The sequence below is a fragment of the Mangrovibacterium diazotrophicum genome (assembly GCF_003610535.1).
GTDB lineage: Bacteria > Bacteroidota > Bacteroidia > Bacteroidales > Prolixibacteraceae > Mangrovibacterium > Mangrovibacterium diazotrophicum.
This window is the reverse complement of sequence record NZ_RAPN01000003.1, coordinates 26,850-49,482: the sequence shown is the minus strand read 5'-3', so window position 1 is coordinate 49,482 and position 22,633 is coordinate 26,850. Positions and strand designations below refer to the sequence as shown.

21 protein-coding genes are annotated in these 22,633 nt (G+C 42.6%); 3 read left to right on the top strand and 18 right to left on the bottom strand.

From position 1 onward, the window contains the following. Window positions 1-2: 2 nt before the first annotated feature. From BC643_RS18385 to dnaK, 7 genes are all read right to left on the bottom strand, one after another. Complete coding sequence (locus BC643_RS18385; RefSeq protein ID WP_120274747.1) at window positions 3-986, bottom strand: glycosyltransferase family 4 protein; 984 nt, start codon at window positions 984-986, stop codon at window positions 3-5. Beyond that, entirely contained in the window at window positions 983-1,987 is a 1,005-nt protein-coding gene (locus BC643_RS18380; RefSeq protein ID WP_147377270.1) for a hypothetical protein, read from the bottom strand. The genes BC643_RS18385 and BC643_RS18380 overlap by 4 nt, the downstream gene beginning before the upstream one ends. Before the next feature lie 444 nt (window positions 1,988-2,431). Then, window positions 2,432-3,580 (bottom strand): glycosyltransferase family 4 protein, encoded by a 1,149-nt coding sequence (locus tag BC643_RS18375; protein ID WP_120274745.1) that lies wholly within the window; start codon window positions 3,578-3,580, stop codon window positions 2,432-2,434. After that, window positions 3,577-5,115 (bottom strand): lipopolysaccharide biosynthesis protein, encoded by a 1,539-nt coding sequence (locus BC643_RS18370; protein WP_120274744.1) that lies wholly within the window; start codon window positions 5,113-5,115, stop codon window positions 3,577-3,579. The genes BC643_RS18375 and BC643_RS18370 overlap by 4 nt, the downstream gene beginning before the upstream one ends. A 314-nt stretch (window positions 5,116-5,429) precedes the next feature. Then, the gene (locus BC643_RS18360) at window positions 5,430-6,071 is read right to left on the bottom strand and encodes a hypothetical protein (RefSeq protein WP_147377269.1); all 642 of its coding nucleotides are present in this window, start codon (window positions 6,069-6,071) and stop codon (window positions 5,430-5,432) included. Between the two features lie 407 nt (window positions 6,072-6,478). Further along, window positions 6,479-6,994, bottom strand: coding sequence for a UpxY family transcription antiterminator (locus BC643_RS18355; RefSeq protein ID WP_120274741.1), 516 nt, complete (start codon window positions 6,992-6,994; stop codon window positions 6,479-6,481). Between the two features lie 316 nt (window positions 6,995-7,310). After that, a complete protein-coding gene (dnaK, locus tag BC643_RS18350) occupies window positions 7,311-9,233 on the bottom strand; it encodes a molecular chaperone DnaK (protein ID WP_120274740.1) in 1,923 nt (640 codons plus the stop codon). A gap of 363 nt (window positions 9,234-9,596) precedes the next feature. Here dnaK and panB point away from each other — a divergent pair, with 363 nt between their 5' ends. Both panB and BC643_RS18340 read left to right on the top strand, forming a co-directional pair. Next, complete coding sequence (gene panB, locus BC643_RS18345) at window positions 9,597-10,412, top strand: 3-methyl-2-oxobutanoate hydroxymethyltransferase (protein WP_120274739.1); 816 nt, start codon at window positions 9,597-9,599, stop codon at window positions 10,410-10,412. A 105-nt stretch (window positions 10,413-10,517) separates the two neighbouring features. Next, the gene (locus BC643_RS18340) at window positions 10,518-11,204 is read left to right on the top strand and encodes an RluA family pseudouridine synthase (protein WP_120274738.1); all 687 of its coding nucleotides are present in this window, start codon (window positions 10,518-10,520) and stop codon (window positions 11,202-11,204) included. Between the two features lie 423 nt (window positions 11,205-11,627). Here BC643_RS18340 and BC643_RS18335 read toward each other — a convergent pair whose 3' ends face one another. The 6 genes from BC643_RS18335 to BC643_RS18310 all read right to left on the bottom strand — a co-directional run bounded on the left by BC643_RS18335 (window position 11,628) and on the right by BC643_RS18310 (window position 16,214). Then, window positions 11,628-12,254, bottom strand: coding sequence for a hypothetical protein (locus BC643_RS18335; RefSeq protein WP_120274737.1), 627 nt, complete (start codon window positions 12,252-12,254; stop codon window positions 11,628-11,630). 87 nt (window positions 12,255-12,341) lie between these two features. Next, on the bottom strand, window positions 12,342-13,064 hold the full coding sequence (locus tag BC643_RS18330) for a head GIN domain-containing protein (protein ID WP_120274736.1): 723 nt from the start codon (window positions 13,062-13,064) through the stop codon (window positions 12,342-12,344). Window positions 13,065-13,305: 241 nt separating this feature from the next. Further along, a complete protein-coding gene (locus tag BC643_RS18325; protein ID WP_147377268.1) occupies window positions 13,306-14,406 on the bottom strand; it encodes a DUF4097 family beta strand repeat-containing protein in 1,101 nt (366 codons plus the stop codon). Window positions 14,407-14,417: 11 nt separating this feature from the next. Then, window positions 14,418-14,936: a hypothetical protein gene (locus tag BC643_RS18320; RefSeq protein WP_120274734.1), complete on the bottom strand. Its 519-nt coding sequence runs from the start codon at window positions 14,934-14,936 to the stop codon at window positions 14,418-14,420. Between the two features lie 105 nt (window positions 14,937-15,041). After that, complete coding sequence (locus tag BC643_RS18315; protein WP_245995029.1) at window positions 15,042-15,605, bottom strand: RNA polymerase sigma factor; 564 nt, start codon at window positions 15,603-15,605, stop codon at window positions 15,042-15,044. 117 nt (window positions 15,606-15,722) lie between these two features. Next, complete coding sequence (locus tag BC643_RS18310; protein WP_120274732.1) at window positions 15,723-16,214, bottom strand: cytidine deaminase; 492 nt, start codon at window positions 16,212-16,214, stop codon at window positions 15,723-15,725. A 99-nt stretch (window positions 16,215-16,313) separates the two neighbouring features. Here BC643_RS18310 and BC643_RS18305 point away from each other — a divergent pair, with 99 nt between their 5' ends. Next, window positions 16,314-17,255, top strand: coding sequence for a glucosaminidase domain-containing protein (locus BC643_RS18305; protein ID WP_120274993.1), 942 nt, complete (start codon window positions 16,314-16,316; stop codon window positions 17,253-17,255). Between the two features lie 101 nt (window positions 17,256-17,356). Here the strand turns inward: BC643_RS18305 and fmt are convergent, their stop codons facing one another. The 5 genes from fmt to BC643_RS18280 form a co-directional block, all read right to left on the bottom strand. Then, window positions 17,357-18,319, bottom strand: a complete 963-nt coding sequence (gene fmt / locus BC643_RS18300; protein ID WP_120274992.1) for a methionyl-tRNA formyltransferase — start codon at window positions 18,317-18,319, stop codon at window positions 17,357-17,359. 262 nt (window positions 18,320-18,581) lie between these two features. After that, window positions 18,582-19,298 carry a LytR/AlgR family response regulator transcription factor gene (locus BC643_RS18295; protein ID WP_120274731.1) on the bottom strand — a complete coding sequence of 239 codons (717 nt, stop codon included), beginning with the start codon at window positions 19,296-19,298 and terminating at the stop codon, window positions 18,582-18,584. Window positions 19,299-19,309: 11 nt separating this feature from the next. Next, window positions 19,310-20,368 carry a sensor histidine kinase gene (locus tag BC643_RS18290; RefSeq protein WP_120274730.1) on the bottom strand — a complete coding sequence of 353 codons (1,059 nt, stop codon included), beginning with the start codon at window positions 20,366-20,368 and terminating at the stop codon, window positions 19,310-19,312. 283 nt (window positions 20,369-20,651) lie between these two features. Further along, a complete protein-coding gene (locus tag BC643_RS18285; protein WP_120274729.1) occupies window positions 20,652-21,872 on the bottom strand; it encodes an ABC transporter permease in 1,221 nt (406 codons plus the stop codon). Window positions 21,873-21,883: 11 nt separating this feature from the next. Beyond that, on the bottom strand, window positions 21,884-22,633 hold the full coding sequence (locus tag BC643_RS18280) for an ABC transporter ATP-binding protein (protein WP_120274728.1): 750 nt from the start codon (window positions 22,631-22,633) through the stop codon (window positions 21,884-21,886).

Sequence of the window (22,633 nt, the reverse complement as noted above, 5' to 3'; positions counted from 1 at the left end):
TGTTAGTTTGTCTGCTTAATTTCTTGATAAAGTTCGTAATAGGCCTGGGCTGTTTTTTCTGGAGAAAATCGCTTCAGATTTTCTATCCCTTCTTGTATTAATTGTACACGGTATTGCTCCTTTTCTTTTAATTTAAATAGTGCATCTCTGATTTCTTGTACATCGTATGGATTAACTAAGATTGCTGATTTGCCGGCTACTTCCGGCATTGATGCCAGATTAGATGTAACTACTGGGCGCCCGACGGCATTAGCTTCGAGAATTGGAACACCAAAGCCTTCATACTCTGATGCAAAGAAAATAAGGTCACATTTTTTATAACACTCATATACTTCTTGGCGAGAAAGGTTACTATGCCATTCGTAAGGGATATTCAATGATTGAAGTTTGAACTCTATTGCAGCATCAGGGCGGCGAATCAACAACAAACGAAATGGGGTCCCTTTAACTGCTTCAATCAATCGGTTAAGATTCTTTTGTGCACCACTTCCGATTTGGAGAATCGTAGGACTCTCAGCGTTAAATGCTCCTGGCGCATAGTTGAAATCTATTGTCGCAGGATTGTGTATTACTCTAATTTTATCAGCTGCAATACCGCATTCCTGGACTAATTTTGATTTTGTGAATTCTGAGATTGTTGTCACTATGGTTGCACTACGTAGGGGTAAATCTAACCAAAGCAATTTGAAAAGTCTTTTCTTCCATCCTTTCAAGTCTCTCTCCCAACGACCAATATCATGGATTGTCAATATCGTTTTTCCTCGATTTAAAAATAGAGCTATTTGATGGATATCTCCTGTAATATGGTTTACCTCTCCTTGATATTTTCGGGCTTTTAAATAGCTATGAAAGCGTTTCCATTTGTGGGTGCATATGTAGACTTCCTTCTCTATGTCTCGAGGAAACTGATTAAATAAATTGCCAAAAAGCGTCTCGATGCTGTGCACGCCTCTCATTTTTGGCCGGAAGAAGAACGTGACTTTCATTGTTTTGATAATTTTTCTAAGATGATTTCTTCATTTTCCTTGCTTAAAGTAAATAAGCTTGCTCCGAACAATTTTTTTGACAAAAATAAAATAGCTAATATGGTTGAGTATATTAAAGGAGATCTAATTAGACTCGAAGAAATTGAATCTGGAGATGCTTCTATAAACTGGACTAAATTTATTGTACATATTATAGGAAATATTTCAACAAGTAGATTAAAATAGGAAAATGTGTCAAAAATATATCTTAGCAGCAATGATGAGTAGTACCAAAAATAAATAGTGGAAATGTACATTAAAAAACACCAAAAAGCACCGAAAACTGATCCCCATTCCACTCTGCTAAACATCAAAAAAGAGTCAGCAGTATCTGATTCAGTACCCAATTTGGACTCAATAAGTAGTTGAGATCCATTTGGATTTTTGTTTGGGTATATAACTTTAGGAATTCCTACTGAAATAGAAGATTTTGTTAGCTCACCTTTCCCTGGTTCATATTCCGATGTGAAACTTTTTGATAAAGCGGCGAAAACTGCCAAAGATCTACTCGTAATTTGATGGTTTGTATCTTGTCTTTTATCGAAATTGGTTAAACTTTGTTTCACTACCTCGATCGGCGTTAATTTCTTTTGTTGCGCTCCCAGAATTCTAATTGTTGAACGAAAAACTAGTGCGAAATTAAAGACGAAATAAAGAATTAATACTAAGGGCAATCCAACCTTCGTAATGTGTTGCCAGCGGATTTTATCTTTGTAGCAACTATAGGTGAATACTATCAGGATGAAAATATAGCCTACCAATCGAGTTCTGCTTCCAAGCAATGCTAATGTTGTATAGCCTACGAGAGAAAGTATAGCGATTTTATTTACTTTCTTACCTCCCGATACTTGATTTAGGATGATGACACCAGATAGAATTGAGAAAAAACTGGTTAATTGGCTTAGAAAATAATGTAAAACTCCATCTCCGTAACCATTTCTTTGTGAAATGGCCTCACGCATATCGTTGTAACTTAAGAAGGAAACTTCCGCCTTTAGTTGGAGGTTTTTAGAAAAAGAATAGCAATCGATGAAAAAAAATAGAAGACATACCCAGCTTAGGGATTTATGTATTTCTGTTTTTGTAACATAACGTCTAATGAAAGCAGTAGTATTAATTAAATTACTACTAGAGTGTTGAGTTGTTACGTAGTAATTGTAGAATAAAATTAAGTAAGCAAATATATTATAGTATAAAAAAAGTTCAATTGTATCATATTCTGATCGGAATTGACTCTTAAGTATTAGTCCATCTGAAACTATGGGTATAATACAATAATACAACGTCGAAAAAGAAATCAAGATATCAAATAGATTGATATCTTTTCTCTGTAATACCTTTCTTGTGGAGTATATGCAAGGCAAGATTGATATAAGTGCGAGTATCTTAATTAATCCCATATAAGATTATTTGGACGGAAATACGTTATTCCATTTTGTGAAAAAAGATTGCTGTTCTATTTGCAGTTTTTCAATCGACGAATAGGCATTAGCTCCATGTTTTGCTATAAACTCAGGTTTACTAGCATAGTACTCGATTGCTTCATTAAGTCCTTCACATGTTTTTGCAGCACAAATAAAACCATCTTCCAAGTGGTTGATTAATTCGGGCATTCCGCCAGATTTAAAAATGATTGAAGGCGTCCGATTAGCCTTTGCTTCAACAATTACATTGCCGAGAGGTTCTTCTTTTAAAGATGGAGTAACGAGTACATCAGTATTTTTAAAAAAACTCTCAATGTTCTCAATGCTTCCCAAAAAGGTGATTCTGTCACCGTAGCCAGAGTTCTCAACCTTTTCTAATAGCGTTTGTGAGAATTCGTTGGCATAGAGTAAGCTGCCAGCGAGTGTAAAATATACATGATCATACTTTTTACAAATCTCGATAGCAGACTCTACAAAAAGAGCAACTCCTTTGTTTTCAAAAATCTGTCCCAGATAAGAAAATGTAAGCCCTTTTTTCTCAAATGGAATCTCCTTACTTGGGAGTCTAATCGGGGGGAAATTATAAATAATAACGTCCTTCGGTGTTGTAACTCTTCCTGCTTCCCGTACTTTTCCCAAAATGTATTTCGAGATACAAACAAACTTATGTGTTCTTCGAACGATATAATTTCGCCACAAAAAGTTGAACGGTTTCCATGTTAATACTGGTGCATCTCCAATACGGTAAATGATTTTTGTATTAATTAGTAAAAAAGACGGAATCAGGTTTATGTACATGAAGTCGTTTGCAATGTATACGAAATCAGGTTTATATTGTCTGTGTACCTTAAGAAAATCAAGATTGTGTTTTATTACTTTTCTGCCATATTTTAATACTTTCCAAGTAGTAAAAGGTTTACGCATATCAGCCCAATCGGGGTAACAAATTTGTGAATAAGAGATCTGGTTTTTATCAAGAATTTCCTTTGCCTGCGGAGCTATACCTTTTTTGTTGATTAGAATATGAAGGTCTGTTCCTCCCTCTGTCAATGTTTTAAATACTTGTATGTTCGAACGCTCATGCCCGTAAAATACTCTATTCCCGTATAGTGCTAATACTTTTTGTTTCATTTCTTTTTGCCGATTTTGGACTTTAATCGTTCAAATATTTTGATTAAAACTTCTCGTTCCCAGCTTGTTAATCCAGAAATAAGTACCATTGTAGTAAGTGCAAGGGCTGAAATACTACCAGTTACTAAAAATCTCCATGGAAAGTTTGACACGTAAATAGAAACTAAATAGCATGTCGATACACTGGCTATTGTAGGTATACTCAATCGTACTAATACATTTGTAAAGAATAAATTAACTTGTAATCCTGCCTTAGATTTTAAAATAAAAATTCTTGATATCCCAGCAATTATTTCAAGTGATAGAAAACACCAGAAGAATGGATAGAAATCGTAACCCAGGTATAAAATCAAGAAACCTATTGGTAGGGTCAAAAGGCGAACACCTCCGGTCATGATTGAATATTTTTTTAAATCACCTAGTGCCTGGATGGCAGAATCGAGACCAATGGTGAGTTGACTGATTAAGAAATAGCCTAATATGAATAAGCAAAAGGGAATCGTATATTCGGGTACATCGGTAAGCCATAGAGCTAAAATCGTTTTTAGTTCAAACATGAAAGGAATGACTATGATGGCAAGCAGTAAAAATCCAACTTTACAGGCAAGGAGGGAGAGTTTTAGCATTCTGCCTCGGTTTCCTTCTCCTTCGCTCTTCATGATTTGTGGGTTTAACGCTCTTAACATTGCACTTGAAAAAAAATTGAGTTGACCTGATACTTGGTATGAGACTCCGTAGGCTGCATTCGCTTTAGTCCCGTAAAAAAGGTTTAGAATTATCGGAATACCTTGTGTTCTTCCCATGCCGCTTAATACGCCAAGTAAATTCCATCCAGCAAATTTTGTCATACTTGAAATTAGTTCTTTGTTAAAGTACTGCTTTCGAAATAGAAACAGACATTCATGATACTTGCGAGTTGTATATGCCAAATTGAAAAGATAATTGGCTAATGTAATTGCTGCTGTGAATAGTGCATAAAGTATGAGATGGTCAAAACTGGAATTTAGAACCAGGAATGCTGTCAATAGTTTTAGTATAGTCACGAAGATATTAGACAAGGCAACCCAGAGTATATTTTCATGTGCCATTAGCGAGGCATTATAAGGGACTGAGATAATTGTGATGAATACATTAAAGCACATGAAATGATAAATCGTTTTGGCGGCATAAATTCGGGGTTCTGGGATATTAAAAAATCCAGTAAATAAAAACAAGCCTGCCATTTCAAGAATGAGCAAAAGTAATAGCCCCAAGCAAATGTGTATGATCAGGCTATTCGAAAAAGCTGCCTTCTGCTTTTCAATGTCTTTTTTTCCTTGATAAAAAGAAAGAAAACGCTGAGTACTATTTGCCAATGCATTATTTAAAAAGGAAAGCATCAGAACAACCCCTGATACTAAGTTGAAAATTCCAAAATCAATTTCTCCCAAAGCTTTCAATACAATTCGTGTCGTATACAAGGTAATTCCTGCAGTAATGAAAACTCGTAAATAGAGAACTAGAGTGTTAAAAAGTACTTTGTCTGCTGCCCGCATTGGGAATATTAGTGTAAAAGTGAATTACTATTAGATTTAAAAGCTAAAAAAAGGAAAACTAATTGAATTGTAGAGAGCAATACTGTTGCTTTTGGTTGTTGGTATGTTTTCACCGGAGCTTCCACCTTCTTTCAGCGGAGAAAAATGGTCTTCAGCGGAGGAAAAACTGTTTTCAGCGGAGCTTTCAACAACCACCGCGGGTCGTTTGCCGGGCTTCGAAGCAAATGCAGGAAAACTCACAGTTGCCTGCTTGTTCTTCCTGCCCTTGTATATTCTATTCAAGGTTATGAGAATAATCTCATAGCACTTCAATTCTATGGAATTTCAAATGTCACACCGGCATAAACATAACGATACGCGATCTCCGCTCCTAAAAACAAGCTCTTGCTGATTTGATATCGAGCACCGAGGTGAGCATCCGCTTTCAGACTAACCGTCTCCGATTTGCTTTTCACTTTTCCGGCGCCAAAAAATACATCGCCCGAAACGCCCATATAGACATCCAGGTGTTGGCCTCTACGAAAATAGCGGGGACGTATCAAGTGGTAGTCGCCACGAATACCGATTAGCGGGGTACGCTGCTTGTAAAACCGGCTGTTTCCGTAATAAACGGCTGCCTGGCCCCCCAGCGAAAAGCGTCGCGAGAACTGGTAATCAACGGCGCCCCGGAAACCAAGAAAACTAATGTATTGAAACTGTTCGCTTAAGCCAGCGGAAATATAAATCTGTCCGTATTGGTCGGTACTCCACAAGTTGGTGCGTGAACGCCGTTGTGGGATAGATGGTAATCCAGGACTTGCTGCGGCCAGCTCCTCTCCCTGTGTTTCTGCAGCTCTAGCCGCATTAGCCGGTAACATTAAAAGGAGGAACACGGACAGCGTGAAACCACCAATGCCGATTAAAGATCGACGAACTATTTTCGTTTTAGTTAAAGCCATGTTATTCTTCTCTGTCATTAACCCCTCTTTTAACGCACTGTGCTTCCTCGCAATCTCCGTCACTGACTCGCTCGTTTCTCAGAGCAAAAAGCTCATTCCACCACACCTATCTTTCACACTGATCAACAAACGATTAAGCCCACATTCGCATTCCAAAAACTTTCGGCGAAAGAAAAAGCTTCGCCAACTGGGTCACACATTGCAACCCAGCAAAACAAACAAAACTGAACAATGAATTATGAAACTAAATAGTCCTGCTTTGAAAGAACAAATATAAAATTATTGCTAAAACAACCGCACAATCAGATGTAAAAATAATTAGAATTTAACTATCAAATAGCACATACTGGATATCAAATGACCTACTTGAGGTATTTAGACATTCATTTACACCTAATGAATTATGGAAAGTATTCTCCTGAATATTAAGCAACAACAGCTTCAGATTGGGCATAGGGTGCGACTTCATTTTTACCCAATTCGGCTAAAATACTGCATCCAAGTGCTTTGATCCGAACAACGATTTTTCGTTTACCCCGGAGTTGAATGATTTCGCCAACGACCCCGCAAAAAGGCCCTTCGATTACACGAATGAACTTTCCTTTGCGAATTGCTTCGGAGCTGACCTCCAGTTTGAGACTGGTTTCACGGGCGAAAATTTTCAAATCTTCAATTTGGTAGTCCGGAACAATTGCCGGTTGTTTCTCAAAACACACAAAATTGAGCACGCCGGGCAATTGGAGTATGCCATAGTAATTTCGGTAGTCGATACGTACAAACAGGTATCCCCGGATCAGCGGCTCTTCAATGACCTTTTTGCGATCGGTCCATTGACGCACTTCCCGGGTTAAAGGGAGAAAGCATTCTACCTGCCGACTCTTCAGCAAAGCCAATACCTTCTTCTCATATCTTCCTCTTACATAAATCACGTACCAATTCATCGCTGCAAACTCTCCTTTCTAAAATTTCTTTCGAAACTCTTCCTTTCCACGATATAAACAAAGCGTCTTACACAAGCGATCTATGGCTACCAACGGCGATAATTCCAATTTATTCCCTTCGCCGTATTTTTATTTCCAGAATTTTACCACTCAAACAAAGCGTGAAGAAAACAGAAATCTTAGTAAAGCCGATCGAAATTAGACGAAAACGGCAAAATTCACCATCAGGCCCGCAGCAAAACCGACAAACCACTCTTTCGAACACAAAAAAAGGCCCGAGAGATAGCTCTCGGGCCTTCCAAATATCAAGTGATTTTTATTTTACTTCTTCAAAGTCCACATCGGTTACTTCACCGTCTTGTGAAGCTTTCGATCCGCCTTGTGCACCACCGCCCTGAGCACCGGCATCAGGTCCTGCCTGGCCGTTTGGCTGCCCTTGCTGAGCGTTGTACATTTCCTGAGAAGCAGCCTGGAATACCTCGTTCAATTCTGCTGTTGCAGCGTCGATACCGGCGACATCCTGATTTTTATGTGCTTCTTTCAGTTTGTTCAAAGCAGCTTCAATCGGCGCTTTCTTATCTGCCGGAAGTTTGTCGCCAAACTCAGCCAATTGTTTCTCTGTATTGAAGATCATACTGTCAGCCTGGTTCAGTTTATCAACTTTCTCGCGTGCAGCTTTGTCAGCGTCAGCGTTTGCTGCTGCTTCGTCGCGCATGCGTTTGATTTCATCGTCGCTCAAACCGGAAGAAGCTTCGATTCGGATTGACTGAGACTTACCAGTCGCTTTATCTTTTGCACCTACGTGAAGGATACCGTTGGCATCAATATCGAAGGTCACTTCAATTTGAGGAACTCCACGGCGAGCAGCAGGAATACCATCCAGGTGGAAACGGCCAATTGTTTTGTTACCGTTTGCCATTGGGCGCTCACCTTGCAGAACGTGAATCTCTACTGAAGGCTGGTTATCGGCAGCAGTTGTAAATGTTTCCGATTTTTTAGTCGGGATCGTTGTGTTGGCTTCGATCAATTTGGTCATCACGCCACCCATGGTTTCAATACCCAATGAAAGCGGGGTAACATCCAACAACAACACGTCTTTTACTTCACCTGTCAATACACCACCCTGGATTGCGGCACCCACAGCCACAACTTCGTCCGGGTTAACACCTTTTGAAGGCGCTTTTCCGAAAAACTGTTGCACTTTTTCCTGAATTGCAGGAATACGGGTTGAACCACCAACCAGAATTACTTCGTCGATATCAGCTGCTGTCATACCGGCATTTTTCAATGCTTTACGGCAAGGCTCCATTGTTGCGTTGATCAACGTATCAGCCAATTGCTCGAATTTGGCACGGCTCAATGATTTCACCAAGTGTTTTGGAATACCATTCACCGGCATAATATAGGGCAAGTTGATCTCAGTAGAAGTTGAGCTCGACAACTCGATTTTTGCTTTTTCTGCAGCTTCTTTCAAACGTTGCAAAGCCATCGGGTCTTTACGCAGATCCAAACCTTCTTCGTTCAGGAACTCTTGTGCCAACCAGTCAATAATTACCTGGTCAAAGTCGTCACCACCCAAGTGCGTGTCACCGTCGGTTGATTTTACTTCGAACACACCGTCGCCCAATTCCAGGATCGAGATATCGAAAGTACCACCACCTAAGTCGAACACAGCCACTTTCATGTCTTTGTGCATCTTGTCCAAACCGTAAGCCAATGAAGCGGCAGTCGGCTCGTTGATGATACGACGAACTGTCAGACCGGCGATCTCACCAGCTTCTTTTGTTGCCTGACGTTGCGCATCGTTAAAGTAAGCCGGAACGGTAATTACCGCTTCAGTAACTTCCTGACCCAAATAATCTTCAGCAGTTTTCTTCATTTTCTGAAGTACCATTGCCGAGATCTCCTGCGGAGAATATTTGCGATCGTCGATCTGTACACGAGGTGTATTGTTGTCACCTTGTACTACTGTATAAGGTACGCGTGAAACTTCTTTGTTTACATTTGAAAAACCTTCACCCATAAAACGTTTAATAGAATAAATCGTTTTGTGAGGGTTTGTGATTGCCTGACGTTTTGCAGGATCACCAATTTTACGTTCTCCGCCGTCTACAAAAGCTACAATTGACGGAGTAGTGCGTTTTCCTTCGCTATTCGGGATTACAACCGGCTCGTTACCTTCCATTACGGCAACGCAAGAGTTGGTTGTACCTAAGTCGATTCCAATAATTTTTCCCATCTTATCTATAGTTTTAAATATTATTCAATTCTAAATTTTTGAACTCGGACTGATTTATTCAATCACTATGCCAAGAAAAAATCGTCCGACTTTGGTGAAAAATTGGCACAATCGGAAGTTTTTTGAATTTCATGCTGACAGTATTGGTGACAAAACGACATAATATCCCGTAGCTGGTTGCTGGTTACTGGTTACTGGTTACTGGTTACTGGTTGCTGGTCGCAGGTCGCAGGTCGGAACTTGAAACTTGAAACTTGTCTTTTGACTTTTGACTTTTACCTTCCCTCTTTTGACTTCCCCCCTCCTCCGTACATTCAATAAAAGTTGCTTACTTTGCATTTTGAAACAAAGTATTTATATAAGATGTCAGTACATAAAGAAGTAAAGCGGGTCACAACTCATGTTTTATCGGCGATGAAACTGAGAGGTGAAAAAATTTCCATGTTAACCAGCTACGATTACAGTATGGCAAAACTGGTTGATCAGGCTGGATGCGATGTCATTCTGGTAGGCGACTCTGCCTCGAATGTCATGGCTGGAAATGAAACAACCCTTCCAATGACGCTGGACCAGATGATTTACCACGGAAGCTCGGTGCGCAAAGCCGTAAACCGTGCCTTGGTCGTGGTTGACCTTCCGTTTGGTACCTACCAGGGAAACAGTAAAGAAGCGTTACACTCGGCCATTCGCATCATGAAAGAAACAGCTGCCGATGCTGTAAAACTGGAAGGTGGAAAAGAAATCATCGAATCTGTTGATCGTATTTTGACAGCCGGTATTCCGGTCATGGGACACCTGGGGTTGATGCCGCAATCGATTAACCGTTACGGAACTTACTCGGTTAGAGCGAAAGAAGAAGAAGAAGCCAACAAACTGATTGAAGACGCCAAACTGCTGGAAGAAGCCGGTTGTTTTGCCGTTGTGCTGGAAAAAATCCCGGCAGAACTTGGTAAAAAAGTAGCTGAAATGTTGACCATCCCGGTTATTGGTATTGGTGCCGGTAACGGTGTCGATGGACAAGTGTTGGTAATTCACGATATGTTGGGTATTACCCAGGAATTCTCACCACGCTTCCTGCGTCGCTACCTCAACCTGGCAGAGGAAATTAAAGGAGCGGTGGCTCAATATGTGGACGATGTCAAATCAAAAGACTTCCCCAACGACCGGGAACAATATTGAAAAGTTCCAAGTTGCGAGTTTCGGGTTCCAAGTTGACCAACTCGAAACTTAAAACACAAAACGAAACTTGGAATTTGGATTTTTAATCTTGGAATTTTTACATCAATGCAAGTAATATACGAAGATAACCACCTGATAGCTGTCAATAAGGCTTGCGGTGAAATTGTACAGGGTGACAAAACCGGCGACGAACCCCTGATTGATAAGGTGAAAGCCTACATCAAAAAGAAGTATGACAAACCCGGTGATGTTTACCTGGGATCGCCACACCGCCTCGACCGCCCAACCAGCGGGATTGTGCTTTTTGCACGAACCAGCAAAGCGTTGACTCGTTTGAACGAAATGTTCCAGGATAAAACGGCCATCAAAAAAACCTACTGGGCCGTTGTTGATGTGCTGCCCGAAGAAATGGAAGGCACACTGGAACACTACCTGTGGAAAGACGAGGTGAAGAATAAAAGTTTTGCATCAGTTAAAAAGAAAAAAGGTGCCAAACTTTGTTCGCTCAGCTACGTGCACAAAGCAAGCTTGAATCGTTTTCACTTGCTCGAAGTTAATTTGGAAACTGGTCGTCATCACCAGATCCGGGCGCAATTGCTGACCATTGGCTGTCACATTAAAGGTGACCTGAAATATGGCGCAGAACGAAGTAACCCCGACGGTGGTATTCACCTGCATGCCCGAAAACTGGAGTTCATGCACCCGGTAAAAAAAGAAATGCTCACCATCGTGGCCAAGCCACCAAAGGGTGACCCGATTTGGGATGAGCTGATCCAGATCAAAGATTTGTAATTCAAGGACAATTTGAAATAAAAAAGATGGTTCCCGGTGAAAATCGGGAACCATCTTTTTTTGAAAGCCTACCGACTGAATTCTCTCCCAAAGACCGAAGCGCTAGAATAAAATCTTTACAGCCCTACCGGGCGGGTTTTCATCTTTGGCTTGATCCAAAGACGAAACAGAAAAATCAAGGCTGATTTTTGTCTTCAGCTTTCATCTCCCGAAAACTAAGTTCAGCCGGATGATCTCCTCCCTGCGTCGGAGCTTCCCGGTTTCACTAAGCTTTCGATTCGATTTTCAGCTTTGACAAAAATAGCCCAATCCCGTCACTCAAGCCTGAGGTCTGAATTCCAACGATCCATATCCGGACAATCCCATTAATGCTTATCGTCCGACCAGATCATATTTACTCGACAGGCAATTCTTCCGAACTCGTCAAAACTTTCCAAATTTGAAGACCAGCCCAACATTCATTCCCTTCATCAAATCCGGATCTGTCAGATCCATGTCAACATCAGAAGTCAGGCGATAGCTGGCAGTTGCTGCCAGTCGGAAAAATCGGGTCATGTTAAACTCCAGCTCCACCGCGGGCTCAATAACCCAAAACACATCGTGCAAGCCTTCGCGCTCCCAACTGTAATCCCAATGGTCGTATTCGTGAATGTACGACACTGCGCCAAATCCAAGCAGAATCGGGAACGACACATGCACCGGGCTCATTGGGGCAATAATGGGTTCGACAAAGAGGCCACCATATCCGCCGGCAAGGTTGTAATCAAAACTGTCATAAAACGGATCGTTATAATGGACATCATTAATAAAACCATATCCTGCCAGTCCCAGCGAAAAGGAGTGATTGATGATCCAGCCTCCGCGAGCTCCCACAACAAAAGCATCTTTGTTGTCAATTTCGGTGTAGGCAATTGACAGCGCCCCGTACCCGCCGTTCGACATTTTATCATTCGCGAATACCGTCCCAAACTCGTCATTCGATCTGTTGTTCTGAGCAAAAGCTCCCTGCGCAAGCAACGCCAGCATCAGAATTAGTAATTGTTTTTTCATGGCAAATTGTTTAACTGATTATTTGAAAGATTCTTTGAAGACTAAAAGATAGAAGTAGCAATTTCTCATAAGCAATTTCCGAAACCGTTAGTTCTCGTTAATCACTTGTCCGCTACCCGAAGTACTGGAAGTTACATAGGGGAAATTGATGTAATGCACATTCCCGCTGCCCGAAATCCGCACATCCAGATTGTCTTCAACATTCACCCAAGCACTACCCGACCCGGAGACCACCACTTTACAGTCACCTGCTGCCAAATCGTAGGCGTCAATAATACCCGAACCACTGATTCCCATCTCCGCTTCGCCACAAGCCCCTTCGAGAAAAATCTTTCCGGAACCTGAGATAACAGCATCCAACTCATCGGCATTAACCGAAGTGACGATCTCCCCGGAACCCGAAACCACAACTGAAAACTGATCAGCAGCGAAACTCTCCGTTTCAATTCTGCCGGAACCACTTAGCACCAACTCTTCAAGATCCGGCGTAACCAAATAAATATTGATCGGGTAGGTTTCGTGCAAAGTGTGCATGCCAAGCGTTCTAATCCGCAAACGATCGCCATCAAAATCAGTTTCGATGTAGGGCAACAGGTTCGATTCTGCCGTGATCTCAATCGATCGTTCCTCCCCTTGCGAGACATACACATTAAAAGATCCGGAAGAGCTCAGCTCGTTAAAATACCGGGCACTGCGGGTTTCTGTTTCCGGCCTGCCATTGCCTACAATTCCAAAATCATCGTCACAAGCGACCAAGCCAACCAAAAGAACCGCGAAGAACATTCCTAGTTTAATTTTCATTGTTTTCATACTTTTCAATTTAGATTTAGTGCACACGAAGTGCTTTTATTCTGTTTTCTGTTTTTACTGACAAGCTTTTTTTGAAAGGGTTGCTTTGCGAACGAAGAAAATCGGCGAACGATGCTAAAACACAGTTGAACAAATGATTACCGGCGACAAAATCTTTTCAAAAAGGCACATAGAATTCCCGTAACAGCAATTCCGACACCTGCCATCTTTGCTATTTCCGATAATCTTTCGGCTTTAACTTCTAGTAAGTTCTCAGCCGGATACTTCCGCCGTTCGTGGTTAATTTGAGCTTATCTCCTCCCTCCGATTTCTTAGAGAAGAATCCGTGCATCAGCACCGTCTGTTCCTTTTCATCCGTCTCTGTTTTTTCAGATACGTTGAAGATTGGATCCAGACTCACATCGGATTTCGTTTGCTTGATCTCGAAATTGAAATTCGATTGTGGTGTGAAATACAGGTTGACATCGGTTGACCGGCAATCGATATAGATGTCATTGAAATTGGCTTCAATCTTTTCCATTTCCACGTCACCGTAGTTCAGTCGCAGGTTCGCCCGTTCCCGCAGATTTGAGATCCGAAAATCAGAAAAGTCTGCCTGCAGATCAATTCGCTGGAGCTCCCTGATCCGGAATTTATCCCGCCGGGAATCGCCAAACAGATTCTGGCTTTCAATCAGCTCAATCTCCGACGATTTGCTCGACAGATTCAATTTCCCGGACTGTTTGATATAGACATCGCTGTAATTCGAGTTGATGTTTCCATCGGGCAGGCTGTTGATGGTTGCCCCTCCAAAATTCAGCGTAATTGTGGCTTTCTTCAACAGGTCGTGTGCTTTCAGCTTGCCGTTGCTCAGGTCTATATTGAGTGGGCCATTATAATCACTCAAATAAATGTCGCCGAATTTATTCTCAAGCTTCAGCGAATTGGTAGCGGGCAGCCAAACCTTGTAATTGATCTCCACACTCCCATCGTTTTGCAGCAAGGTCTCTTTAAAACGCTTCAACTCACTTTCGAGTTGCGATTTATTTTTATCAGTAATTGTTCGGGCAACCAGGTAGTGGGTGGTGTTTGTAAAGTCGAAGTCGATGTTATCCAACGACTTTTCAAGCTTAGCCATCTTCTTTTCTTCGACATACATTTTTATCTCAATCGCAACCGAATCCTTTTGCCAGGTTGCCACTTCTATTGTTCCGTATTTATTCGAGATTTCAATATTTGTTTCCGACGTCACTTTAAAAGCCTTTCGCAATTTTCGTGTTTCGGTATATTGAGCCGTTGCCGCGTAAATACCGGCTAAACTCAACATCAAAATCAGAAATACCCTACGACCTGTATTTTTCATAGTACCTAATTTTAGCAGTTCACTTGTTCCAACACATCATTGACCAGCTTCAACCGAAAACGATTATTTTCGATCATTGCCTCGATCACCGCTTTATTGGAAACATTTTCCGCCAGATCTTCTTTTAAAACATCATACATCTGCTCCAATTCCGTCAAATCGTCCTCAACCTCAACCTGCAACTCCGGATTTAACGCATAGCACTTTCTTATTTCTTCCAACTTACCGTTAACCTGTTGGGCATAGTAAGCTTCCGCTTCCAGCAATTCTTTCACTTCAGGATCTGCCTCTTCCTGGGCAACCACGGTTCCCCCACCATCAGATCGCAAAGATCGAATCAAAACAGTAGAGCCTAAAATAACAACCGCAAAAATGGCAGCCACACTGGCCCATCGAACAAACACGCTGCGTTTACTAACCGTCACCGGAAGTTTACGGTTTATTTCAGCCCACATTTCCGGCGACGGATCGTGTAGGTCAAACTCATCCCTGTGCGTTCTCACAAAATCCTCTAACCGATCATTTTTCATCCCAATTTGCTTTAAAAGAACTCAAACTTTCCATGTCAAAAGAATCAACAACACCACAAATACCACTGACACCTCCCATCCTGTAGATGACAGTGCTACAACCATTTATTTGTCTGCAAACGCCAGCCATAATTCGTTGTTTTGTTGTTCTTTCAATAGTTCGTACACCCTGCGCTTTGCCCGCATATACTGCGATTTCGAGGTTGACTCGGTGATGCCCAAAATCTGGGCAATTTCACCGTGGTCATATCCTTCGAGCAGGTACAAAGAGAATACAATTCGCCCACCTTCGGGTAAATTTTCCATGGCTTTGAGGATTTGTTCCGTCTTTAACTCGGGGGCAATCTCATCATCATCGGTGGAGCCTAAATCGTTTATCTGTTCAAAATACGTCAACTCAACTTTGCGTTTCTTCAGTGCATTGATACAGGTTCGGATCGCAATGGTTTTCACCCAGGTTCCAAAACCTGACTCGTACCGAAAACTTTCGAGCCGCGTAAAGACCAACAGAAAAACTTCCTGCAACATGTCTTCGGCATCCTCACGATTATTCATCATGCGATAGCAAACGTTGAACATAGCTTTTGAATACAATTGATACAGCTGAAAACGGGCTTTGTTGTTGCCCCGCTTGCTGTCCTCAATCAGCTCGTGATGTATGGATGCCACTTTTCCCAAATTGTTCTGTTTTCAATATTACTGACAAGAAAAAAACGGGAGGGTTGCAAATCAGGCAAAAAAAATCGCACAAGCCGGAAAGATTTTCCCTGACGAATGTCAATGCTGTTATTCCACGCTATTCAAGGCATTGCCATTAAAGCTCAACGGCAATAAACTTTCCACGCTATTCAGAATTTCAATTTTATCGCGACTATCAAGGATCACCCGAATCGGAAGCTGAAACCGGTGCTGACTTTCGAGCAAAGCCTGCCGGCAGATCCCGCAAGGGCTTAATCGTGCTGCCCGGTTGCCTGATTGATCGATTGCCGAGATCGCGATGGACTCGACCGCAAAATCCGGATAGTTTGCATTGGCCCAAAACAAAGCAGATCTTTCGGCGCAGGTACCCACCGGAGTCGCAGCATTTTCCTGGTTGCTGCCGGTAACGACCGTTCCGTCGGTCAACCGGAGGGCTGCTCCGACTTTAAATTTCGAATATGGAGCATACGCGCTTTCCGCAATCCGTCGGGCCGCCAGAACTAATTCACGATCGGTTGTTATTAACTCTTCCTCATTTTTATATTCGGATACCAATATTTTGATTTCTTTTGTTTGCATATTCTGGAAGCCTTTTTTTCAAAAATACATCTTTAAATTGTATTTGTGCGCGAACGGATAGGAATGGCTGGCATTTAATCTATGTTGAAAACGAAAACTATGATCAGAAAAATTGGTTTGCTCTGTTTGTTATGCTCTCTCGTGTTTGTCGGGTTCTCGCAACGCGTGTATACCCGGGAAGAATACATCCAAAAATACAGAACCTTGGCAGTGCACGAAATGCAACGCTGCGGCATACCTGCCAGTATTAAACTGGCCCAGGCCTGTTTGGAATCGAGCAACGGAAACAGCGAACTGAGTCGGAAATCAAACAACCATTTCGGCATAAAATGTAAAAGTAACTGGACCGGGAAACGTGTTTACCACGATGACGACATGCGGAATGAATGTTTCCGTCATTACAACTCAGTGGAAGAATCGTTCGTCGATCACAGTAATTTCCTGATGGCCAACCCGCGATACAGTGATTTGTTTCAGCTGGACATTACCGATTATAAAGGCTGGGCTCGCGGCTTGAAAAAAGCAGGTTACGCGACCGCTCCGCACTACGCCGAATCGTTGATTAAAATCATCGAAGACAACAAGTTGTATGTTTACGACCATGTGGTAAACGACCAACAAATCAACATGATTACGTCGAATGGTAAAACACAGCAATCGACCAAAAACCTGATCAATCCTTACCCTGAGCGGAAAGTAGTTTTCAGAAACGGACTGAAGTCGATTGTCGTAAAGGCCGGAGATACGCCACAAAGTATTGTTGACGAGTTTAACATGAAACTTTGGGAACTCTATAAATACAACGACCTGCCCGATGATCACCGCTTGCAGGTTAACGAGATCCTCTATATTGTACCAAAGAGAAACAAAGCACTCAGAAGTGCGAAAACACACATCTTCCAGGCGGACGAAACCATGCATTACGTTTCGCAGAAGTACGGAATTCGCCTGAAAAAATTATATCGCCTCAACCGCATGCGCTATGGCGAACGCCCGGTTGCAGGCACGAAGATTTATCTGCGCGATAAAGCACCGAATTAAAGTTTTTTCTTGATGCATAACTTTTAGAATTTTAAAACAAAAAATGCTGATCTCCCGGAATGAGATGATCAGCATTTTTTTTATATCGTTAGCGCCGTTCGTTATTGTACCTGTAGTTGGCCGGGATCATGAATACCTCGCAGGAAGTCATCGACCGCCATGCGCTTTTTACCCGATAATTGCAGGTCTGAAATCGTCAACCAACCATCGGCGGCAGCAATCTTGAAATTGGTTTTACCATCGGTTTCTACCATACCCGGCGTCAAGCCTTCGGCTGGCTCAATCTCGGCCCGGAATATTTTCAGGCTCAAAACTTTTCCTTTTCCGTCAACCAATTCAGTCCAGGCAGCGGGGTACGGTGACAAACCGCGAATAAGGTTTCGTACTTCAACGGCTGGTTTATTCCAGTCAATTTTGCAATCCTCTTTAAAAATCTTCGGTGCAGGCCGCAGGCTCTCCACCTGGATGTCGTCCTGTGCCACGGCAGTGTAGTTTCCTTCCGCCAGGGCATCAACGGTTTTCACCACCAGCCCGGCGCCAATCTCCATCAGCCGATCGTGAATGTCACCAACCGTGTCATCTTCGCCAATGGTAATTTTCTCGTGGAAAAGGATTGCTCCTGTATCAATTTCGTGCGATAGCAGGAAAGTGGTCACCCCGGTTTCTTTATCGCCATTCATTACAGCCCAGTTCAACGGAGCAGCTCCGCGGTATTGCGGCAACAACGAACCATGCAGGTTGAAGGTGCCCAACCGAGGCATGCTCCAAACCACTTCGGGCAACATGCGGAAAGCCACAATCACCTGTAAATCGGCTTTCAGTGCTTCCAACTCAGCTAAAAATTCCGGGTTTTTCAGTTTCTCGGGTTGCATCACATGTAATCCTTGCTCAACGGCATATTGCTTTACAGCCGATTGCTGCAACTGACGCCCGCGTCCGGCAGGTTTATCGGGTACGGTTATCACACCAACAATATTGTAACCGCCTTCAACCAAGGCTTTCAAACTGGCAACTGCAAAATCGGGCGTTCCCATAAATACAATCCGCAGATCTTTTCCGGTCATAATGTCTTTTGAATGATTTGCTGCAAAGATAAGGAACAGACCAGATTTACCATTGACGGAATGACTATTTACCAACCAATACTGGAAAAACGGGAGAAATACTAGCTGGAAATAAATTCCAAAATTGAAATCCCATGCTCCAAAATCCAAATTCCAAAAAAGTTTGTCTGGAGCCATTGAAAGCTGGCATCTTCTTTTGGGGATTTGAAGTTTCTCAGTTTGGAACTTGGAATTTGGAACTTGAAACTTAAAACTTGAAACTTTACAGGAAATTTTGATTCAGGAACTCCTGAAATTTGTCTTTGTACTGGTCGCTGACCGGAATGTAGGTTTTGCCGAAGACAATCCGGCTGCGCTCGATCACTTCAATTTTATCGAGGTTGACGATGAATGAGCGGTGTACGCGCATAAAATGATCGGTTGGCAATTTCTCTTCCACCGCCTTTACCGAACTAATGGAAAGCACGGGTTTTTCCTCGTGTGCCAGGAAAACTTTCACGTAATCCTTCATTCCCTCAATGTAGAGAATATCGTTGAAGTTAATCCGGCGGATTTTATACTCCGATTTCAGAAAGAGAAACTGGTTATTCGCCTCCACACTGGTTGCAGCTCCCTGCTCGAGCTCGATTTGTTTTTTGGCCTTGTTCACGGCCGTCAGAAACTCTTGGTAGCTGTAGGGTTTCAGCAAATAATCAATGGCATTCAGTTTGAAGCCCTCCAAAGCATACTTTTCGTAAGCGGTCGTAAAAATCAGTTTGGCTTTACTATCCTGCACTCGCGCAAATTCAATACCGGTAAGGTCAGGCATCTGGATATCCAAAACAATGAGATCAACCTCATTACCTGACAAATAATCCATCGCATCCAACGGGTTATCAAACGAACCGGTCAATTCTAAAAAAGGAGTCTTCTCCACGTAGCCCGATAGTAGTTGCAAAGCCAGTGGTTCGTCGTCGATGGTAATTGTGCGGATTTTCATCTTTTCGCGTATTAGAGGTTAATTTCGAGCTTCACCATGAATGCCTCGTTTGTTCTGCTAATTCTCAGATCGTGCTTGTCCGGGTACAACAAATTCAGTCGTTTCTTTACATTCTCGAGACCAATCCCGGAATGCTTCGCTTCCCCTTCCTGACTACTTTGTTTTCCGATGCTGTTCCGGGTTTGAAATCGAATTTTTTCTTTATCCACATTCATATTGATTTCAATAAACGAATGCTCGCGGTAACTGACACCATGCTTAAATGCATTTTCGATGAACGCGACAAAAAGCAGCGGTGCAACACTGATATCAGGAACCGAATCGGGCATGGAGACTTTCAGGTCTACCTTTGAACTGATCCGTAGCTTCATCAAATCAATGTAGTTATTCATGAAACTAATCTCGTCTCCCAGCCGCGAATTGCCGTCTTCAGAATCATACAGCAAGTAGCGCATCAGCTTCGACAGCTTCAGCACAGCAGCCTGAGCCTCATCGGTATCAATGCCAATCAGGGTATAAATATTATTCAGGGTATTGAAAAAGAAGTGCGGACTCACCTGGCTTTTCAGGAATGCCAACTCGGAGTTCAGTTTTTCCTTCTCCAGTTCCTTTTGCTTCTTTTCGTTCTGTTTCAATTTATCCAAAACCCCCAGCCCCATAGCAAAACCGGAAAGAAGAACTGAAGACACGATATGATTAAAAATGCCGAACGCTTTTCTCGGAATATGATTGTCTTTATCCAGCTCTTCTGCAGCCCTTTTCATATCATCCAGAAAATAGTGCTCAACGAACGATGAAATGTAGTAAGTTCCGATAATAATGGCGACAAGAACGATAAAATAGGTAAGCTGCCGTTCCTTCAGAAAATAGGTAGGCACCAGCCACAAATAGCCCAGGTAAAAGATTAACGCAGCCGTCAGCGTGTGCAAGTAAAAACCATACACACGGTGCAAATTGCCACTACCAAAAGCATTGTCGATATACAAAGGAATGATGGTCACGATCATCCATGCAATGGAATGAAGAAACCATTTGATCCATTTATCGTGTATTGAAATTGATTTAAACATCGGGTTGATTTTAATCAAAGATAACCATTTACCAAGAAATGAAAGACCGGAGAATCTACATCAGTAAATACACCAGCCTTCCATTATATTATTAATTTCAGGGATGGGCAAAAGTTACGGCATTACGGGTATGCGATTTCGAAAGCCGGCTTTTGACAAAGCTTGTTCGAACAACAAATCCCAATGCCAGAACAATCAGATACGGCAAGCATGTGCCAATTTTTAAAAGAACGAGATATATTCTAGCTGATCAGTGCTGCTCTTTTTAGCTAGGTCATATGTGTTATTCGTAACGCAGGGCATCAATTGGATTCAGACTCGCTGCTTTGCGGGCAGGGTACCAGCCAAAGAACACACCAATAATCGTACAAACAATGAAGGAGAATATGACGGAGCTTGGCATTACTACTGTTGGCCAACTCATTAACATCGACACTCCCGTTGATGTACCCAATCCCAACAGGATTCCCAGTATACCACCGCTCACACTGAGCAATATTGATTCAATCAGAAACTGCATCAAAATATCGTTGCCACGACCACCAACCGACAAGCGGAGGCCAATTTCGCGGGTACGCTCGGTCACCGACACATACATGATATTCATGATCCCGATTCCACCAACCAACAACGAAATTCCGGCGATAGCACCAAGTAGTATGGTCATCATATCACTAACTGACGAGAACATTTGCACCATCTCGGCTTGCGACCTTACGTTAAAGTCGTCATCAGCATCTGCCTTCAGTTTGTGGGTGCGTCTCAAAGTTTCGGTAATTTGCTCAATAGCCTGATCGTTGACATCTTCAGATGCTGCCGATGCGAAAATACTTTGAATGTATGTGATGGCTAACATCCGTTTTTGTACCGTTGTATAAGGCGCGATAATCAGGTCGTCCTGATCCTGCCCCATTCCGTTCTCCCCTTTTTCGGCCAAAACACCGATAATTTTTAGAGGGATTGTTCCAACACGAATCGACTGACCGATTGGGTTTCCTCCATCGGGGAAGAGGTTTTCAATAATCGTTTGACCAACCAAACACACTTTTGCATAGGTTTTTACTTCGCGATCGGTGAAATTTCGGCCAGTTTCGAGCTCGTATTTCCGAATTCCCAGGTATTCATTATTCACCCCGTAAACTGTTGTCGGCCAGTTATTGTTACCCACAACAGCCTGGCTTGATGAACTTACTTGGGGAGATACCGCTTCCACATCCGGACAACTACTTAGAATCGCATCCACATCCGAAAGTTTCAGGGTTTGCATATCGCTGGCACTCTGTCTCACACCACCACGCATGTCGGCACCAGGCATAATGAAGATCATGTTTGTCCCCATCGAGGACATCTCATCCTGGATACTTTTCTTGGATCCTTGCCCAATGGCAAGCATCGCGATAACGGATGCCACCCCGATAATAATCCCCAACATGGTCAGGAATGCGCGAAACTTATTCCGGCGAAGGGCGTTAACGGCTATTTTTATGGTATTCGTGTAATTCATTTTCTTTTCGTTTAAATGACATCCTGGTCAACCGGTAACTCTGCCAGCATTTGTCTGGCGTTGAAGCGGTCTTTAACCATTTCTTCCTTCACAATACGCCCGTCTTTAAAAACCACATTCCGTTTCATAAATCGGGCAATATCACTCTCGTGCGTTACAAAAATGATGGTCTTTCCTTCGTCGTTCAACTTTTGAAAAAGAGCCATAATCTCGTATGAAGTTCTGGTATCCAGGTTACCGGTAGCTTCATCGGCCAAAATCACGCGGGGATCGTTAACCAGCGAGCGCGCAATGGCTACACGTTGCTGCTGCCCACCCGACATTTGGTTGGGCATGTGGTGCATCCTGTCCGCCAGACCAACAGCGTCCAGAGCTGCCATTGCTCTTTCGCGACGTTCCTTGGCTTTTACCTGGCCATTGTAATACAGCGGCAGTTCCACATTTTCCAAAGCAGTTGTTCGCGGAAGCAAATTGTACGACTGGAAAACGAAACCGAGCTTCTGATTGCGCAAACCGGCCAGTTCGTTCTTGTTCATTTCTCCCATGCTGATCCCGTCGAGGCTGTAAATACCCGAGCTAGGTTTGTCCAGACAACCCAGAATATTCAGCATGGTTGACTTTCCGGAGCCGCTGGTTCCCATGATGGCCACAAACTCGCCCTCTTCAATCTCCAGGTTAATTCCCTTCAGAGCGTGAACGGTGATTTCGCCAACATGGAAATCCTTTTTCAGGTCGTTTACTTGTATAATTTTATTTCCCAT

Coding starts and splice junctions, on each gene's coding strand:
- BC643_RS18385 (WP_120274747.1), bottom strand. CDS start 986: ATGAAAGTCACGTTCTTCTTCCGGCCAAAAATGAGAGGCGTGCACAGC.
- BC643_RS18380 (WP_147377270.1), bottom strand. CDS start 1,987: ATGCGTGAGGCCATTTCACAAAGAAATGGTTACGGAGATGGAGTTTTA.
- BC643_RS18375 (WP_120274745.1), bottom strand. CDS start 3,580: ATGAAACAAAAAGTATTAGCACTATACGGGAATAGAGTATTTTACGGG.
- BC643_RS18370 (WP_120274744.1), bottom strand. CDS start 5,115: ATGCGGGCAGCAGACAAAGTACTTTTTAACACTCTAGTTCTCTATTTA.
- BC643_RS18360 (WP_147377269.1), bottom strand. CDS start 6,071: ATGACAGAGAAGAATAACATGGCTTTAACTAAAACGAAAATAGTTCGT.
- BC643_RS18355 (WP_120274741.1), bottom strand. CDS start 6,994: ATGAATTGGTACGTGATTTATGTAAGAGGAAGATATGAGAAGAAGGTA.
- dnaK (WP_120274740.1), bottom strand. CDS start 9,233: ATGGGAAAAATTATTGGAATCGACTTAGGTACAACCAACTCTTGCGTT.
- panB (WP_120274739.1), top strand. CDS start 9,597: ATGTCAGTACATAAAGAAGTAAAGCGGGTCACAACTCATGTTTTATCG.
- BC643_RS18340 (WP_120274738.1), top strand. CDS start 10,518: ATGCAAGTAATATACGAAGATAACCACCTGATAGCTGTCAATAAGGCT.
- BC643_RS18335 (WP_120274737.1), bottom strand. CDS start 12,254: ATGAAAAAACAATTACTAATTCTGATGCTGGCGTTGCTTGCGCAGGGA.
- BC643_RS18330 (WP_120274736.1), bottom strand. CDS start 13,064: ATGAAAACAATGAAAATTAAACTAGGAATGTTCTTCGCGGTTCTTTTG.
- BC643_RS18325 (WP_147377268.1), bottom strand. CDS start 14,406: ATGAAAAATACAGGTCGTAGGGTATTTCTGATTTTGATGTTGAGTTTA.
- BC643_RS18320 (WP_120274734.1), bottom strand. CDS start 14,936: ATGAAAAATGATCGGTTAGAGGATTTTGTGAGAACGCACAGGGATGAG.
- BC643_RS18310 (WP_120274732.1), bottom strand. CDS start 16,214: ATGCAAACAAAAGAAATCAAAATATTGGTATCCGAATATAAAAATGAG.
- BC643_RS18305 (WP_120274993.1), top strand. CDS start 16,314: ATGATCAGAAAAATTGGTTTGCTCTGTTTGTTATGCTCTCTCGTGTTT.
- fmt (WP_120274992.1), bottom strand. CDS start 18,319: ATGACCGGAAAAGATCTGCGGATTGTATTTATGGGAACGCCCGATTTT.
- BC643_RS18295 (WP_120274731.1), bottom strand. CDS start 19,298: ATGAAAATCCGCACAATTACCATCGACGACGAACCACTGGCTTTGCAA.
- BC643_RS18290 (WP_120274730.1), bottom strand. CDS start 20,368: ATGTTTAAATCAATTTCAATACACGATAAATGGATCAAATGGTTTCTT.
- BC643_RS18285 (WP_120274729.1), bottom strand. CDS start 21,872: ATGAATTACACGAATACCATAAAAATAGCCGTTAACGCCCTTCGCCGG.
- BC643_RS18280 (WP_120274728.1), bottom strand. CDS start 22,633: ATGGGAAATAAAATTATACAAGTAAACGACCTGAAAAAGGATTTCCAT.